General features: G+C 65.9%; 13 protein-coding genes. 7 read left to right on the top strand and 6 right to left on the bottom strand.

All coding sequences use genetic code 11. The annotated features are described in order from the left end of the window. Window positions 1–27: 27 nt before the first annotated feature. On the top strand, window positions 28–1,248 hold the full coding sequence (locus DN412_RS12125; RefSeq protein WP_115015554.1) for an NAD(P)/FAD-dependent oxidoreductase: 1,221 nt from the start codon (window positions 28–30) through the stop codon (window positions 1,246–1,248). A gap of 51 nt (window positions 1,249–1,299) precedes the next feature. Continuing rightward, entirely contained in the window at window positions 1,300–1,620 is a 321-nt protein-coding gene (locus DN412_RS12120; RefSeq protein WP_039013908.1) for a 2Fe-2S iron-sulfur cluster-binding protein, read from the top strand. 61 nt (window positions 1,621–1,681) lie between these two features. Here DN412_RS12120 and DN412_RS12115 read toward each other — a convergent pair whose 3' ends face one another. The 5 genes from DN412_RS12115 to DN412_RS12095 form a co-directional block, all read right to left on the bottom strand. Further along, complete coding sequence (locus DN412_RS12115; protein ID WP_133303047.1) at window positions 1,682–2,998, bottom strand: aromatic ring-hydroxylating oxygenase subunit alpha; 1,317 nt, start codon at window positions 2,996–2,998, stop codon at window positions 1,682–1,684. Then, window positions 2,983–3,750: a glucose 1-dehydrogenase gene (locus DN412_RS12110; protein WP_115015548.1), complete on the bottom strand. Its 768-nt coding sequence runs from the start codon at window positions 3,748–3,750 to the stop codon at window positions 2,983–2,985. Before DN412_RS12110 ends, DN412_RS12115 begins: the two co-directional genes overlap by 16 nt. 24 nt (window positions 3,751–3,774) lie before the next feature. Next, window positions 3,775–5,313: a class I adenylate-forming enzyme family protein gene (locus DN412_RS12105; RefSeq protein WP_115015544.1), complete on the bottom strand. Its 1,539-nt coding sequence runs from the start codon at window positions 5,311–5,313 to the stop codon at window positions 3,775–3,777. Window positions 5,314–5,378: 65 nt separating this feature from the next. After that, window positions 5,379–6,599 (bottom strand): CaiB/BaiF CoA transferase family protein, encoded by a 1,221-nt coding sequence (locus DN412_RS12100; RefSeq protein ID WP_115015541.1) that lies wholly within the window; start codon window positions 6,597–6,599, stop codon window positions 5,379–5,381. 44 nt (window positions 6,600–6,643) lie between these two features. Beyond that, on the bottom strand, window positions 6,644–7,813 hold the full coding sequence (locus tag DN412_RS12095) for an aromatic ring-hydroxylating oxygenase subunit alpha (protein WP_161563997.1): 1,170 nt from the start codon (window positions 7,811–7,813) through the stop codon (window positions 6,644–6,646). A gap of 296 nt (window positions 7,814–8,109) precedes the next feature. Between DN412_RS12095 and DN412_RS12090 the strand changes: the two genes are divergently transcribed. The 4 genes from DN412_RS12090 to DN412_RS12075 are packed head-to-tail and all read left to right on the top strand — an operon-like array spanning window position 8,110 to window position 12,925. Beyond that, window positions 8,110–9,312 (top strand): aromatic ring-hydroxylating oxygenase subunit alpha, encoded by a 1,203-nt coding sequence (locus DN412_RS12090; protein ID WP_115015534.1) that lies wholly within the window; start codon window positions 8,110–8,112, stop codon window positions 9,310–9,312. A 36-nt stretch (window positions 9,313–9,348) separates the two neighbouring features. Next, complete coding sequence (locus DN412_RS12085; RefSeq protein WP_115015531.1) at window positions 9,349–10,842, top strand: class I adenylate-forming enzyme family protein; 1,494 nt, start codon at window positions 9,349–9,351, stop codon at window positions 10,840–10,842. A gap of 11 nt (window positions 10,843–10,853) precedes the next feature. After that, window positions 10,854–11,717 (top strand): enoyl-CoA hydratase/isomerase family protein, encoded by an 864-nt coding sequence (locus DN412_RS12080; protein ID WP_133303046.1) that lies wholly within the window; start codon window positions 10,854–10,856, stop codon window positions 11,715–11,717. A gap of 11 nt (window positions 11,718–11,728) precedes the next feature. Further along, a complete protein-coding gene (locus DN412_RS12075) occupies window positions 11,729–12,925 on the top strand; it encodes an aromatic ring-hydroxylating oxygenase subunit alpha (protein ID WP_115015523.1) in 1,197 nt (398 codons plus the stop codon). A gap of 59 nt (window positions 12,926–12,984) precedes the next feature. Here DN412_RS12075 and DN412_RS12070 read toward each other — a convergent pair whose 3' ends face one another. Further along, entirely contained in the window at window positions 12,985–15,663 is a 2,679-nt protein-coding gene (locus DN412_RS12070; protein WP_161563996.1) for a winged helix-turn-helix domain-containing protein, read from the bottom strand. A gap of 229 nt (window positions 15,664–15,892) precedes the next feature. Between DN412_RS12070 and DN412_RS12065 the strand changes: the two genes are divergently transcribed. Beyond that, window positions 15,893–16,966 (top strand): phosphotransferase, encoded by a 1,074-nt coding sequence (locus tag DN412_RS12065; RefSeq protein WP_039013902.1) that lies wholly within the window; start codon window positions 15,893–15,895, stop codon window positions 16,964–16,966. Window positions 16,967–16,981 lie beyond the last annotated feature (15 nt).

Genomic DNA, 16,981 nt, shown 5'->3' with positions numbered 1-16,981 from the left:
ACAGAGAAAAAATACGAGGCACGGAACATGAGTGGAGATCATTGCGTAGTCGTCGGCGGCGGTCACGCCGCGGCGCAGATGGTGGCGAGCCTGCGACAGGAAGGCTGGAGCGGCGCGATCACGCTCGTCAGCGATGAGCCGATCCTGCCTTACCACCGGCCGCCTCTGTCGAAGGGCTTCCTGTGCGGCGACAAGTCCCGCGACGAGTTGCTGATCCGGTCGGAGGCGTTCTATGTGCAGAACCGGGTCGAGACCGTCCTGGGGGTGCGGGTCGCCTCGCTGGATCGCGGCCGCAAGCGCGTGGAATTGGATGACGGCACGAGCCTGTCCTGGGACAAGCTCGTGCTGGCGACCGGCGCGCGCGCCCGCAAGCTGGACGTGCCGGGGGCGTCCTTGCCCGGCGTGTACTGCCTGCGGACCGTCGGGGATGTGGGCGGTATCCGGCAGTCCATCGGCGCGGGCAAGCGCGTCGTGATGATCGGCGGCGGCTATATCGGCCTGGAGGCGGCGGCGTCGCTGCGCACCGCGGGCATGCAGGTGACGGTGCTGGAGGCCATGCCGCGCCTGCTGCAGCGGGTGACGGCGCCGGAGGTGTCGGCTTTCTATGCCCGCGTGCATGCGGAGGAGGGCGTCGAGATCGTCACGCAAGCCGTGGTGGCCGGTATCGAGGGTGTCAAAGCCGTGCAGGCCGTGCGCCTCCGCGACGGCCGGACTATTCCCGCCGATGCGGTCATCATCGGTGTCGGCGTGGTGCCGGTCACGGAACTGGCCGAGGCGGCCGGATTGCGGGTCGACGACGGCATCCTCGTCGACGAATTCGGCACGACCAGCGATCGCGACATCTTCGCCGTAGGCGATTGCAGCAACCACCACAACCCCATCTACGGCCGCCGGCTGCGGCTGGAATCCGTCCAGAACGCCACGGACCAAGCGCGCACCGCCGCCCTGGCCCTGTGCGGCAAAGGCTTGCCCTACCGCGCGTTGCCGTGGTTCTGGTCCGACCAGTACGAACTCAAGCTTCAGATCGCAGGTCTGTGCACGGGCTACGACCAGGTCGTGCTGCGCGGCAGCGCCAGCGAAGGCCGGAGCTTCTCCGCCTTCTATTTCCGGGAAGGCAGGCTGATCGCGGCCGACTGCATCAACCGCGCGAAGGAATTCATGGTGACGAAGCGCTTCCTGGCGGAAGGCCGCTCGGCCGACATGGCGCGCATTGCCGACGAATCGATCGACATCAAGGACTGCTTCTGAGGCCACCACGGCAGCGAGAACAGAAGAAACAGGACCGAAACAGGATATTTCATGCCCTCGATTACTTTCATTGCCCACGACAGCACGGCCACGCAGGTGGCGGCCAAGCCGGGCCTGAGCCTGATGCAGGAGGCCGTCAATCACGGGGTCACGGGCATCATTGGCGAGTGCGGCGGAACCGGCGCCTGCGCCACCTGCCATTGCTACATTGACGACGCGTGGATCGACAAGGTGGGACCGGCCAGTTCCATGGAGAAGGACATGCTCGAATGCGTGGTGGACCCTGCGCCGAACAGCCGGCTCGGCTGCCAGGTCAAGGTGACGGAGGCGCTCGACGGGCTGGTGGTCCGCCTGCCGGTCTCGCAGTACTGAACCAGCCAGTGCGACGGCGGCAGCGCGCCTGCCGTCGCACCTCAGGGCGCTCAAGGGCGTCTCACACACCCATATAGTGGCGCCAGGCCCGATGGAACACCTGGTTGCCCACTTCGTTGAGGCCAAGGAGCACCGGGCTGCCGAAAGGATGGCCCGCCGAGGACTGGATGCTGTTGCCCACCGGTACATCCTCGTTGACGATCGCGGCTTCGGCAATCCTCCAGTTCTTCGCCATGATCGCCTCGCCCCGCTCGTCGTGCCCGCGGGTGCGGGTCAGGATGCGTAGCTGGACGCGGCACCGGCCCGGGTCCTTCGTGTCCTGATAGAGCGTCCAGTGCTCGATGTGGTGCGGATGGAGCACGAAGGTCGTGTTGGGCGACACCAGGTTGCCGAAGACCGCGTAATCGTCCAGCGGCTTGCTGCCGGGCGGCTGGTCAAGAATGGTGTCGATTGTGCGGCGCGGGGTGCCCGTGACGTGGTGATGCCCAAAGTCGTCGATCACCATCATGTTGAGGTAGAAGTACGGCTTGATCGTGTCGCCGTGCACGAACGACACATGGTAGCCGTCGAGCACGCCCTCCAGCATCACTTTCCAGTTCTGTGGGAATTCCAGCTCGTGCGTGCGGTAGCAGAAGAACTGCTCCAGGTGGTAGTCGGCGAGCAGCCGGTCCATGCCGGGACCGAGATGCGCGGCAATGTCGATGCTGCCGGCTGGGTCTTCCACGATCCAGATGAAGCCGTGGCGCTCCTCCACCGGAAGCCTGACGAGATCACGCGGCGCATCGAGCTGGCCGAAGGTCTCGCGAAAGGAGATCGCCTTCAGCTTCCCGTCGGGGGCATAACTCCAGCCGTGATACGGGCAACTGAACAGGCGGCGCTTGCCGCTCTCCTGCGTGACGACGGTGGCACCACGGTGCCGGCAGGCGTTGACGAAGGCCATCACGCTGCCATCCGGCTGTCGCGTCACGAGCACGTTGGTCTCGTTCAGCCGCACCGTCACGAAGTCGCCGGCCTCCGGTAGCTGCGAGCTCAGCAGGGTCATCATCGGGAGGCGGCGGAAGATGCGCTCGCGTTCCTGTCGGGCAATATTCGGATCGGCATACATGGACAGGTCGTACTCCATCATGCCCGCCGCTTGGTCGGTGGTGCCCGCGCGCACGTGGGCGAAAAGCCGCTCGGTGAACCACTGGTTCCGTTCGGGACTGAAATACATGCTTGGCTCCTCGGGTGTGGGGATGGCGCCGTGGATGAGGAACCCGGGCATCGCTCCGATGGCCGGGGCGCGGGGCGCCTGGTGTTGCGGGAGAGGACGAAGGCGCGGCTGCGCCTTCGGGTATTGCAGGAAAAAGCCGGAGCCGTCGCTCAGTACGACGTCCACCCGGCATCGGCCACGACAACCGCGCCGTTGAGCAGGCTGGCCTCGTCGGACGCGAGGAAGCAGGCGATGTTCGAGATCTCCTCCGGCTCGCCGATGCGGACAAGGTTCTTCATGCCTGAGTTGGCGCGCCGGGCACCGTCGCGGTTCATGCTGGCGGCCTGCTCCATCGCCGCCTGGACCATGGGCGTTTCCACGGGGCCGGGGCAGATCACGTTGCAGCGCAGGCCGGTGGGGGCGTAGTTGAAGGCCGTGTGCTTGGTCATCGCGACAAGCGCATGCTTGGAGGCGGTGTACGCCACGCCGGAGCGGCCGTACTCGGTGCCGCCAATGGAGGCGATGTTGATGATGTTGCCGCGGCGTTCGATCAGGTGCGGGACGGCGAACTTGCAGGCGAGGAACGCCGCGTCGAGGTTGAGGGCGAAGACGTCGTGCCAGAGTTCCTCTTTCATGTCGGCGACGGCAGAAAAATCGTCGTTGATGCCGGCGTTGTTCACCAGCACGTCGAGCCTGCCGAAGCGTTCCACGGCGACCGCCACCATCCGGCGGATGTCGTCCTTGTCTCGCATGTCGCCCCGGAAGGGCACCACGCCCCCCGGATAGTCGGCTGCCCTGGCGGCGATCTCCTCGAGCTTGTCGGCGCGCCGGGCCACGGCCAGCACCCGGGCGCCTTCACGCGCGAAGCGCAGCGCCATCGCCTGTCCCAGCCCGGAACTGGCGCCGGTCACGATGGCGACCTTGTCCTTCAGTCTCATGGTCGATTCCCGATACGGTGGAGGTCAGGCGACGGCACGGGTCTCTCCGTGCAGCGTTTCATAGAATTGGGGCAGGTTGTTGCGCGGGACCTTCCCGGTGCTCGTGCGCGGCAGGGGCTTGCTGCTGATGATGATCTCCTTTGGCGTCTTGTATGCGCCCAGCGCGGTCCGGCAGGCCTTCAGGATGCTCTGGGGATCCAGTACTTCCTGTCCGTGGACGACGGCCACCACCCGCTCGCCCCAGGTCGCATCGGGCATGCCGAAGGCGACCACCTCTGCGACGCCGTCCAGCCCGCTCATCGCACGCTCGACCTCGGCGGGATAGACGTTCACGCCGCCCGAGATCACCATGTTCTTCTTGCGGTCCGCGATCTGGAGGCAGCCCGCTTCGTCGAGCTTGCCCAGGTCGCCGGTGCGATACCAGCCATTGGTCCACGCCTCGGCGGTTGCCTCGGGATTGGCCCAGTAGCCGCGGAACATCTGCTCGCCGCGCAGCAGGATTTCGCCCGCTTCGCCGACGGCGCAGGCGCGGCCGTTGGCGTCGACCACGCGATACTCCAGCGTCGGACTGGCCCAGCCGCACGACCAAGGCTTGGCGATCGCGTCGCGCGGATTGGGCACGGCGATCCAGCCGCCGGCCTCGGTGCAGCCGTACGTCTGGCGCACGCAGACGCCCTTGTCGGTGTACTGCTTCAGCAAGGCCTCGGCGACCGGGGCGCCGCCCGTGGTTGCGGTCTTCAGCGAGCCGAGGTTGGCGGCGGCGAAATCCGGCGAGGCGGCCATGCGCTCCCACAGGATAGGCACGCCCGTCAGGCCGGTGATCTTCTCCTGCGAGATGATGGCCAGGGCGCGCTCGGCGTCGAGGGTTTCCTCGATGAAGATGGCGCCGCCGATGATGTAGGCCGGGGTGTAGACGCAAATGAGTCCGCCCGTGAACGCGAACGGCGCGAGCAGCAGCACGCGTTCGTCGTTGGTCCAGCCGAATACCTTGAACACGCTCGACGCGTGCGCCTCGATGGAGCGGTGGGTCAGCATCGCGCCCTTCGGCAGTCCCGTGGAGCCGGACGTGAAGGTGATGACGGCGACATCGTCGGCAGCCGTTTCGACCGGCACCGGAATGCCACCGGCCGCGACGGCCTCGCGCAGTGAAATGGGCGCCGCGTCGCTCTTCATGGGGAAGATGTGGATGTCGCCGCTGTCAGCCACGCGGCCAGCCACCTTCGGATTGATGCGGCCGACGTGCTCGGCAACCGACACGAGGGCGGTGCAGTCGGTCTGGGCGGCGATCTCGCACAACTCGCCGTTGCCGTAGCGCGGGTTCAGCGGCACCAGGATGGCACCGGCCCGCAGCACGGCCACGAACGTGACCACCCATTCCATGCAGTTGTTCAGCAGGCAGCCGACGCGATCGCCCTTGCCGATCCCCGCCTGCTGCAAGGCGGCGGCGACTGCGTTGGCCTGCGTATTGAGGTCGGCCCAGGACAACCGGTGCTCCTTGAAGACCGCCGCGAGCGATTCGCCGCGCATTCGCGCCCAGTAGTCGGCGTAGCGAGCCAGATTCATGTCTCTCCTCCATGTCGTTCCATGACGACGTGTTGTTCGTAGTTCACCCCGTGAGGGTGGCGTGGCTAGAAGACCGTATTGGCCTGACGCAGACGCTTCACCTCGTCCGCGCCGATCCCCAGCAGGTTCCCCAGCACGTCGTCGGTATGTTCCCACTGGGCCGGCGCGGCCGATGGCGCGAACGGCTGGCCCGGCGTCTTGACCGGCGTGCCCGTCAGCGTCAGGGTGCCGACGCCGGGATGTTCCATCTCGTAGGTATTGTGGCGCGCCAGGAAGTGGGGGTCGGAGGCCAGCGTCCGTGGCGAGTTGGCCGGACCGCCGGGGATGTCGTGTTCCAGGAAGCACTGCATCCAGTCGTCGAAGTCCCGCGTCAGGAAGATTTTCGCGAGTTCGCCGTGGATCTCCTCGTCGACGTCGGCGGGATCCTTGCCTGACTCGTAGCGGGCCTGCAGGTCGTGCCGGTCGACCAGCGCGCAGAAGCGTTGCCAGAACTTCTCGTACATCCCCTGGAAGAAGAGCTTCTGGCCGTCGCGCGTCTCGTAGGCGCACAGGCGCGACCACAGCGCCATGCGACCGGCGCTGTTGTAGAAGCCAGGGCGTTCATGCAGCACGCCCTCATTGAGCACCGTGTTGACGCCTTCCGGAAGCCAGTGGGCCGCTGACTCGGCACCCGTGACCTCGATCAGCGCGCCGTGGCCGGTACGCTTGGCCCGCAACACGGCGGCCAGCGTTCCAAGCGCGGCGTTGAGGCCCATCGCATGCATGCCGACGGGCGCGAAGTTGGAAGTTTCGCGTTCTGCTGCCGTCAGCGAATGCGGGTTGGTGGAGGACAGGGCGCCAAAGGCATCGAAGGACGGCCCGTGCGAGCCGAGCGTGTGGTAGGGACCGTCGCGGCCCAGCCCGGACAGTGAACAGAACACGAGGTGCGGCGCAACGGCGCGCAGGTCCTCGTAGCCCAACCCCAGCCGGTCCAGCACGCCGGCCCGCATGCCTTCGATCACGACATCCGACTTCGCCGCCAGCTTGCGGAACAGTTCCGCGCCGCCCGGGCTCTTGAGGCTCAGGCCGACGCTCTTCTTGCCACGATTCCAGCGCAGGTGCAGGAAGCTGACGCCGTCGGGCGAGCCGATCGCCGGCGAACTGCTGTGGCGCACGGGGTCGCCATCGACCCCTTCGATCTTGATGACCTCGGCGCCCATGTCGGCCAGATAGCCGCCAAGGCTCGAAGGGCCCAGGTGCGCGACTTCGAGCACGCGGACGCCGTTGAGAAAGTCATATCCTGACATGAAGACTCCGTCTTGCCGTGATGTGGTGAAGCCCGGTGGGGCGCTCAGAGTTCCTTGCCATCGAGATCGCGGGCAAGCTGGCGGTGCAGGTGCTGGGCCGACAACTCGCTGCGGCCATACCGGAAGGTGCCGGTGGGGCGCGCCGTGGCGTTCTGCTGGATCCATTCCTCCATCGGCCAGTCTTCGGTCGAGGCGGCGTTCTCCAGGATGTCCCAGCTCTTGCGCACGCGGCGCTCGATCTCGGGCGTGAGGATGTTCTTGCGCACGAGGAAGCGGATCTGCACGGTGGCCTTCGCCGGATTCTCGGTGGGCCAGACGGTCCAGAATTCGACGTGCTCCGGCGCCGCGATCATCATCGTGTTCGGATAGATGACCAGGTTGGAGGCGATGTACTTGGTGCCGAGGTTTCTCGCGTCGCCGTTCTTCGCCAGTTCCCGCAGCTTCTTGCGCGAGCTGAAGTGCTGGCCGTGTCGCCCGTAGCTGCGGAACACGCCGACATTCGTCTCGACCAGTTCGGCCACGCCGCCCGGGTGGAGGAATTGCGGATGGAGCACATCGATGGCGCCGTCCATCAGCAGCTTCCAGTTGATGTCGAGCGTATAGGACTTCTCGATCAGGATCGTCGAATCCTCCAGGTACCACGGCGCGATCTGCGCTTCCACCTCGGGTCCGAGGTAGTCGGCAACAGGGCGTGCCTGGTTGTTCGAGAAGTCGACGAAGATCAGGCCGTGTACTTCCTCGGTCTTGATCCGGTCCAGACCGTGCGTGCTGAAGTTGATCGGGTCGAACGACGTCTGGTAGGGGACAACCCGCAGCCCGCCGCCATTCGCGTCGTACGACCAGCCGTGATAGCGGCAGGTGAACACGCGCCGGTTGCCGGATTCGCCCGTTTCCACGCGGCCGCCTCGGTGGCTGCACATATTGAGGAAGGCCTGCACCGAGCCGTCGTTCTGGCGCGAGAGCAGCAGCGGCGTGCCGAAGACGTCACGGGTGATGAAGTCGCCGGGATTCGGCAGCTCGCTGCGGTGCGCCACCAGCAACGGCAGCGTCTTCATGAGGTCAATCTCGGCCTGGGCGCGCAGCGGACTCACGAAATGCTCGACGGGTACGTGGATGTCGCGGTCGGCCAGGTCCGTGGTCTCGTTCATCAGATGCGAGATCATCGTCTCAGCGACGGCCGCATTGACGCTAATGTCCTGTTTCAGGTTGGACATATTGCTCCTTGGCTGGAAATGTTCGGTAGGTCGGTTCATCTTGCGAAGGAGTGTTCGGAGAATCTGCTTCCGCAAGATGGCACGACGGAAGCGTAGAGGGCCGGGGCAAAGGGGGTCGTCGTCGTAAGAGACGATTTCGGGGGGGGCCGACGGACCACGCGGCGCGATTCGAGAAATGTCGAAAACGACGATTTTTTGCAGCGAGGCGGGTCCATAGAATGCAGACGGGACTGCCGGGCAGGCGACGCAACCGAAACCACAGCAACTTTGCAGCGAGATTCAGGAAGGAGTCAGAGATGAATGACGTGGACAACACGCTGGGCACGGATGCCATCCGGGTGTTGAGGCCGACGCTGGAGTCGCTCGGTCCGAGCGCGATCGCGGCCATACGCCGCATTCCTCCCCATGACAGGAACGAGGTGGAATCCACCATCGCGCGGCGCCCGGCCGGCATCTTTACCGACCCGTCGCACTACGAGCAGGAGCAACGCGCGATCTTCCGGCGGCTGCCGGTGCCGGTCGGCCTGTCGGTGCAACTGCCTGAGCCGAACATGTTCCTGGCGCTCAACGCCTACGGCCTGCCGATCCTGCTGAGCCGTACCGCCACGGGCGAGGTCAAGGCGTTCTTGAACGTCTGCCAGCACAAGGGCTCCCTGCTGGTGGAGCGCAGCGACGCATTCAAGGCCGGCCGCGTCAGTTGCCCGTACCACGCCTGGACCTTCAGCGCGACCGGCAAGCTCGTCGGCGTGCCGCGCCAGGAAGTGTTCGCCGGCCTGCGCAAGGAAGACCACCCGCTCGCGGAACTCGCGTGCAAGGAAGCCGGTGGCCTGATCTGGGTCGTGCTGGATCGCAACGTGGAGCCGGATTTCAGCCATATCCACGACGACCTCGTGAGCGACTTCGAGGCGCTGAACCTGCCGCGCCTGCACTTATACGGCCACAAGACCTTCGAACTCGATGCGAACTGGAAGCTCGTGCTCGAACCGTTCCTGGAGCCGTATCACATCCAGCGGCTGCACGCCAACTCGGTGGCGGGGATGTTCGCGGACCTGCCGAATGTGGTCGACGTGCTCGGCGAGCATATCCGCCAGGTGTCGGGGAAGGCGGATTTCGAGCCGTCGGTGCTCGACAAGCCGGGCGAGAACATCCACAAGTCCGTGACCTTCGCCTACATGGTGTTCCCCAATACCGTGGTGATTACCAGCCCGCACTACATCAGCGTGAAGATCGTCAAGCCGAACGGCCCGGCGAAATCCACGGTGGAGTATTTCATGCTGACGCGCACGCCGCCGGACAACGACAAGGCGAAGGAACTCTACGCGCGCTCGTTCGAACTGATCCTCGACGTGTTCGGCAACGAGGACTATCACGCGGCCTGTATCTCCCAGTGCGGCATCGAATCGGGGGCAATCCGGGAACTGACCTATGGGGGAATGGAGACCAACATTCCGCTGTTCTACGAGTTCGTCGAGCGCCGCCTCGCGGCGGCGGGCGCGTAGGCAATGACCGATCATTCTTCGCGGAGCTAAACGAGCATGAGTCTGACTTTCAGCAGCGCAATTTCCTGGTGGGCCAGGAACACGCCGGATACAGTCGCGATCCATGTGCTGGGCGAGACAATCTCCTATCGCACGTATGACAACCGCGGCGACCGCATCGCAGCGAGGCTGGTGGAGATGGGCGTCCGGCCGGGCGACCGTGTCGCCATCTGCGCGGGGAATTCCATCGACTACTGTGCGCTCATCCTTGGGGCGATACGGGCGGGTGCCATCGTGCTGCCCGTCAGCACGCGCCTGACCGCGCACGAGATTGGCGAGGTCTTCGCGGACACCACGCCGGCCCGCGCGTTCGCGGACGCGGCGAACCGCGCCAAGCTGGCTAGCAGGGATGTCGCCGTGGTGGACATTGCGGAGGTTGCGCAGATGCGCGGCGACGCCGCCTTGCCGGACCTCCTGCCCGACGCCCCGGTCGCGATCATCACCACCAGCGGGTCGACGGCCAGGCCGAAAGGCGTGGCCTACTCGCACCGGTCGATGGCGAACGCCGTCGCCGAGTTCGTGCTGCATCTCCCCGGCTGCATCGCGCCGGGTGCACGTGCGCTGACCTGTGCGCCGCTCAGCACCTCCGCCGGCTTCGTCCAGCTCGTCACATACATGACCGCCGGGTCGACCTTCTACCTGGAGCCGGCCTTCGATGCCCAGCGCGCGCTGGACCTCATCCAGCAGGACCGGATCAACGTGTTCTGCGGCGCGCCGATCTTCCCCGAGCGCATCACCGCCTGCCCCGGGTTTGCCGAGGCCGACCTGAGCAGCCTGCGCCTGGTGACGGTGGGCGGCGCGGCGGTTAGCCGCGCGTTGCTCGATACGTGGAAGCAGAAGGGCGTCATCATCCGCCAGATGTACGGCCAAACGGAGATCGGCGGCTATGCGACGGTCATGCCGGCCGACCGCGCGGTGGACTCGCCGGAGAAATGCGGACGCGGTGGCATCTTCACCGACCTGCGGATCATGGGTGACGACGGCAAGTTCTGCCCGCCCGGCCAGCCCGGCGAGATCGTGCTGCGCGGCCCGGGCATGATGCTGGGGTACTGGAACAATCCCGAGGCCACGGCGGCGGTGATCCGCGATGGCTGGCTGTACACCGGCGACATCGGCGTGCTCGACGAGGACGGACTGCTGACCTTCGTCGACCGCAAGAAGGACATCATCATCTCCGGCGGTCTGAACATCTCGGCTGCCGAAGTCGAGAGCGTCATTCTTCAGTTCCACGACATCGAGGAAGCGGTGGTCATCGCCGCGCCGGACGAGAAGTTCGGCGAGACGCCGCTGGCCGTGGTCCATGCGAGCCGCGCGATCAGCGTGGAGGAGATCATCGCCCACTGCAACGAGCGGCTGGCCGCCTACAAGGTGCCGCGCTACCTGGTGCTGTCGGACGAACCGCTGCCGCGCCTGGCGACCGGAAAGCTGTCGAAGGTGGCGCTGCGCGAGAAGTACCGCGACATGGTCGCGACGCTGCCGCGCGTGCGTTGAGCATCGATCCTGTGCCGACTGACATGACACAACCCACACCTGCCAGCCTGTTCCGTGGAACGCGCGTCGAACTGTCCCGCGACGAATCGAGCGCGACGCTTGCGCTGTTCAATCCGCCGCACGGCTATTTCGATGCACAGAGCGAGCGGGAATTTCTCGAAGCGTTCGACCTGATCGACGCGCAGGCCGACATCCGCATCGTCATCGTGACGGGGCACGATCCCGGCGTGTTCGTGCGGCACTATGACGTTGGCGTGCTGGCGCGGCGCGGCCGCACGCTTGTCGAGCGCGATCTCCGTTTCAGCCCCCAGGCACCGCCGACGGAGTCGGGGTTCCATCGCTGCACGGCCCGCCTCGCCAGCCCGGAGCGGATCTCGGTCGCGGCGATCAACGGCTGGTGCATGGGCGGCGGCCTGGAACTGGCGCTGGCCTGCCACCTGCGGTATGCGCAGAACGGCGACTACCGCCTCGGCCTGCCCGAAGTCGAACTGGGCCTGATTCCCGGCGGCGGCGGTACGCAGCGGCTGGGATGGGCGGTGGGGCATGCCAGGGCGCTGGAGATGCTGCTGCGGGGGACGTGTGTCGAACCGGCGGAAGCGACGCGGATCGGTCTCGTTCATGCCCTCGTGCCGGATGCCGTGGCCCATGCGCGCGCCGTCGCGCGCCAACTGGCGCGACGGGCGCCGGGCGCGCTGGCCCATCTCGTCAGGCTGAACCAGGCGGCGCGGGAGGCCGACGAAGGCGCCGGGATGACGCTGGAGCGCGGCGCCTTCGCGGAACTGCTGCGCAGTCCGCACGCGCTGCAGCGCATGGAGGATTTCAATGCCGGCCACCAGCCGTTTCCCGACCTGAACACTGTCGTCCAAAAGTCTTGAGGAAAACCAGCATGAACCAGCAAGCCGCTGAAGTCACCGCGCAGTCGCATGGCAGGACTGTCCAGGCAATCGAGTCGCTGAGCCCGAGCCAGATCGAGGCCATCCGCCGCATCCCGGCACACGACCAGGCCACGCATGTGAGCGTGATGGAACGCCGGCCCGTGGAGATCTTCGTCGACCCGGTGCACTTCGCGTTGGAGCAGTCGTCGATCGTCAAGCGGTTCGGGATGCCGGTCGCGCTGTCGGTCCAGTTGCCGGAGAACAACATGTTCCTGGCGCTGGAGGCGTATGGCCTGCCCATCCTGTTGAGCCGCGATGGCGGGGGCGAAGTCAGGGCGTTCCTCAATGCTTGCCAGCACAAGGGCTCGAAAGTGGTTGAGCGCACGGATGCGTTCAAGGCCGCGCGGGTCAGTTGCCCGTACCACGCGTGGACATTCAGCCTGGACGGCAGGCTGGTCGGCGTGCCGCGCCAGGAAGTGTTCGCCGGGCTGTGCAAGGAAGACCACGGACTCGCCCCGCTCGCGAGCCGGGAAGCCGGCGGCCTGATCTGGGTGATGCTCGACGCCGCCGCCTCGCCCGACTTCTCCAAACTGAACGACGAACTGCTGGCCGATTTCGAGGCGCTGAATTTGCCCCGGCTGCACCTGTACGGCCACAAGACCTTCCATCTGGATGCCAACTGGAAGCTGGTCATCGAGCCATTCCTGGAGGGCTACCACGTCCAGCGCCTGCACGCCGCCACCGTCGGCCCGCTGTTTGCCGATGTCCCGACGGTCCCGAGCCAGCTCGGCGATCACATCCGGCAGGTATCGGGCAAGGCGAACTTCGAGCCGTCGATGCTGGACGCACCTGGCGAGAGCATCCACAAGACCGTGACGATCACCTACGTGGCGTTTCCCAACGTCGTCGTGGTGACCAGTCCGTACTACGTCAGCGTGATGATCATCAAGCCCGTGGCCGCCGGGAAGTCGACGGTCGAATACTTCATGCTGACACGTGACGCGGCCGACAACGACAAGGCGAAGGAACTATTCAGCAAGTCCTACAAGATGATCGTCAACGTGTTCGGGAACGAGGACTTCCGAGCGGCCTGCATCTCGCAGGTGGGGCTCGCGTCCGGCGCGATCAAGGAACTCATTTATGGCGGGCTGGAGACCCAGATTCCCGTGTTCTACCGCATCCTCGAGCGCCACTTTGACAAGGGTTGAGCGGGAGGCCGTCCACCGGGCAGGGCGACAGCACAAGGCTCGGCGTAACGGCGCCCGGATCAGGGCATGAGCTTAAGACGCCGTGCGATTGCCACGGCCTGCGTGCGGTTCTGCGCCTGGAGCTTCGCGCTGATATTGCGCAGGTGGGTACGGATCGTGCTGTCGGAGACGAACAGCTTCTCGGCCATTGCGCTGTTCGAATAGCCTTCCGCGACCAGTTGCAGTACACGCACCTCCTTGCGCGAAAGGGCCTCGACGATCTGCGGACCACTGGCATCTTCGTCGGCCTCCACCGGGCCGCAGATCTTGAGCAAGCGCTGGAGGTAGTCGACGAAGATGGGATCCCTGCGCGGGCCGTCGCTGCCGGAGACGGTCGCGTAGACACGCTGGATCAACTGCGCCGCCGCAGTGCCTTCGTCGAGGATCAGGCGCACGTAACCTTCCTGGCAAGCCAGCAGCAGGATTTTCGACATCAGCGTGGTGGCGGTGCCCAGGTCTCCCGACTTCGCAGTGGCCAGCGCGCGCAGCACTTCCAGCTTGAACGCGCGCCGGCCCAAGCCGCGCTGGCGGGCTTCGCGGAACGCGTCGAGCAGGCGCCGCGCCACGGCGGCGGCATCGCCAAAGGTCATCTCCCAGCGCATCTGGGCCAGTTCAATGTAGTCGAGGTCGTGGACGACCTGCCGGTGCTTGCGAACCCACGTCCAGACCGCCTGGTCGTTGGCACGCTCCAGTTCGACGCGCGAACCGAGGCTGTTGCCCTGCAGCAGCAGGAGCCGCGACCGTTCCAGCCGCGCCGTGGCGATGAGGCGCGGCAACTGCCGGTTCTGGCCGATGTATTCGAGCTGGATCAGGTGCTGGAAGGCCTGGTCGATGTCGCCACGGCAGAAGGCGATGCGGGCGAGGATCAGGTGACAGCTAATCAGGCGCTCCGGCAGGCCAAGGTCGCGCGCCAGCGGCAGGTGGATATTGAGCAGGTGCTCAGTCTGGTCGAACTGGTTCGTCTCGTACATGGTGTCCGCGAGCAGTACCGCGGCCCAGGCATTGACGTTGCTGTGTGTGGCACCGCCGGGCTGGTCGGGGCCAACTGCCATGCGAAAGCGCGCCATTGCATGGCGCAGCCGACCCTGCTGCAGGTCGAGTACGCCTTCGAGGCAGTCGGAGTACATCCGGTTGAAGGCGCTGTCCGGATAGGCGCTGCGGGTCAGGGCCGTCAGGCGCTGCGATTCCTCCTGATCGCCTAGCGTCGCGGCGAGGTGCGACATGCAGTTGATCAGCACCGAGTCCGCGAACGGGAGGCCCGTGGGCAGGCTCGGGACGATCTCCTTGCAGGCGGCAAAGGCCTCGTCGAAGCGGTCGGTCATGGTGAGCAGGAAGATGCTCAGCACTTTCACGTTGAACGCTACCGTCTCGTCGCCGCTGTGGAGGCAGCCGGACCGCTTGAGCAGTTCCCACGCATCGCGCGGACCGCGCGTAAAGCAGATGGCCCATGCCCAGGTGACCAGCAGCAGCGGATGCTCCGCGACCAGATGCTCCGGAACCTGCGAGAACCAGCGCGCAAGCAGCCGCAGGCGGCCCTGCTTCAGGAAATCGGGTGCGTGCTGCGACAACAGGCTGAGCGCGTAGGGATGGTCGCCGCCATCGATGGCATGGTCGATGGCAGGCCCCGGCCGGCCGTGTGACTCGTACCAGCCCGACGCGGTAAGGTGCAGCCGCGCCACTTCGTTCGGCAGTTCCAGCGCCAGTTGCGAGCGCAGGTAGTCCGCGAAGAGATGGTGATAGCGATAGGCATGCTGCTCGCCCGGGATCGGAGTCAGGAATAGGCTGGTGGAGGCGAGATGTTCGAGCATCTCCGCGCTGTTGTGCGCCGGGCAGAGGGACTGGCACAGGGCCGGATTCAGTTGCTTCAGGATGCTGGTGCGCAGCAGGAACTGGCGGACCTCCGGCGCCTGGCGCGACAGCACGTCCTCGGCGAGAAAATCGGCCACCGCCTGGCTCGACCCCGAGAAATGTTCGATGAACTTGCCTTCGTCGCCGTGCTGCGCGAGGGTAATCGACGCTAGCCACAGGGCCGTCACCCAGCCCTCGGTCTTGGCGTGCAGGCGCAATACGTCCTCCGCCGGCAGCGAGTCGAGCCGATGCTGTTTGATGAACTCCCGGGTCTCGTCCAGCGTGAAGCGCAGTTGCTCGGCGTCGATCTCCAGAAGCTGGCCACGGGCGCGCAGGCGTCCGAGGCCCAGGTTGGGAACGCTGCGCGAACCGACGACGATCTGGCTGCGCCGGGGCAGGCGGTCGATGATCTCGCGCAGCAGCTTGAGCACGTCCGGATCGTGGATCACCTCGAATTCATCGAGAAACAGCACGAGCGGCGATGGGTGGGACGCAAGCATCTCGATCGTTTCGAGCGGCGTCGTCGCGCCCCGGCGGTCCGGCCAAAGATTCGCCGCCGCCATCGACAGCCCCCTGAGCAGGCGCTCGGGGCTGTTGTCCTGCTGGTCGAGGGTGAGCCAGGCGGTTTCGATTCCCGATTGCTCCAGGCAGGCCCGAGCCTGGTTCATCACCGTCGTCTTGCCGAAGCCCGCCGGCGCGCGCAGCAGCACCAGCTTGGCGATGCTGGCATTGCAGATCAGGCTGGACAGGGCAGGGCGCGCGACCTGATCGGGCGTGACGGGAGGCTGTTCGAGCTTGGCTGCGAAATTGGCGGCGGAATTGGTAGCGAATGGGCCAGGGGAGGGGCGCATCGGGGACGTCTCGTAATCATAGTTATGGCCTCGCTGGCATGCTCCGGGAGGCGGAGAGCAGGGCCAGGGGGCGTAGTGATTGTAGCGCGCAGCGATCGGGCAGTGTTCCCCCGGCGGCTCCGCTGACTCGTCGAAAACGACGATATTGCGCTGGACATCGCACCAGAGCCGCTTTCGCCCTCCACTTCGCGGATACGATTGCCGCTCGTGTCCAATCCATCCGTGAATCATGACTCTGCACAACGGCTCGCGCCCCGGTGAGGCTGCCCAGGGGACATTCCATCTCGATGCCGCCCGGCTGGAGCGCTGGCTGGAGGAGAACGTCAGCGGTTTCCGCGGTCCCGTCAGCGTCTCCCGGTTCCAGGGCGGGCAGTCGAATCCGACGTACCGCCTGACCTCGCCGTCCGGCACCTATGTGCTGCGCAGCAAGCCGGCACCGAAGGCGCGGCTGTTGCCGTCGGCGCATGCTATCGAACGCGAATTCCGCATACAGCGCGCGCTGGCCGGCACGGACGTGCCGGTGGCCAAGGTCTACGCGCTCTGCGAGGACGAGGCGGTTATCGGACGTGCCTTTTATGTCATGGAGTGCCTGCAGGGGCGCGTGTTCTGGGATCCGTCGCTGCCGGGGATGGCGCCGGCGGAGCGTGCCGCCATCTATCACGCGATGCATGATGCACTGGCGGCCCTGCATCGGGTGAAACCCGGGGAGGCGGGGCTGTCGGATTTCGGAAAGCCCGGCAACTACTTCCAGCGGCAGATCGAGCGCTGGTCGAAGCAGTACCGCAGCAGCGAAACCGCCCGGATCGCCGCGATGGACGAACTGATGGAGTGGCTTCCCTCGCACATCCCGCCGGAAGACGCGCCGCCGGTGTCCATCGTCCACGGCGATTTCCGCATCGACAACCTGATCTTCCATCCGACCGAGCCTGTCGTCCTCGGCATCCTCGACTGGGAACTGTCGACGCTCGGGCATCCGCTGGCCGACTTCAGTTACCTCTGCATGTACTGGGACATTCCGCCCGACGTTTTTCGCGGACTCGGCGGCCTGGACCTCGCCGCTCTCGGCATTCCGGACATGCACGCATACCGCGACAGCTACCTCGCCTCGACGGGCCTCACGGTGACGGGCGACTGGAATTTTTACCTCGCCTACAACCTCTTCCGCATGGCAGCCATCCTGCAGGGAGTGCTGAAGCGGGCGCTCGACGGCATGGCGGCGTCGGACGATTCGATCCGCAATGGTCTGCAGGTGGCGGCGCTGGCGGAACTCGGGCTGGAGCGTGCGCGCCAGGCAAATCGCTGACGCATCGATCGCGCG

This window comes from Cupriavidus lacunae (genome assembly GCF_003353055.1).
Taxonomy (GTDB): domain Bacteria; phylum Pseudomonadota; class Gammaproteobacteria; order Burkholderiales; family Burkholderiaceae; genus Cupriavidus; species Cupriavidus lacunae.
Note: the sequence above shows the minus strand (reverse complement) of the source record. Positions and strands in the feature narration are given on the sequence as shown.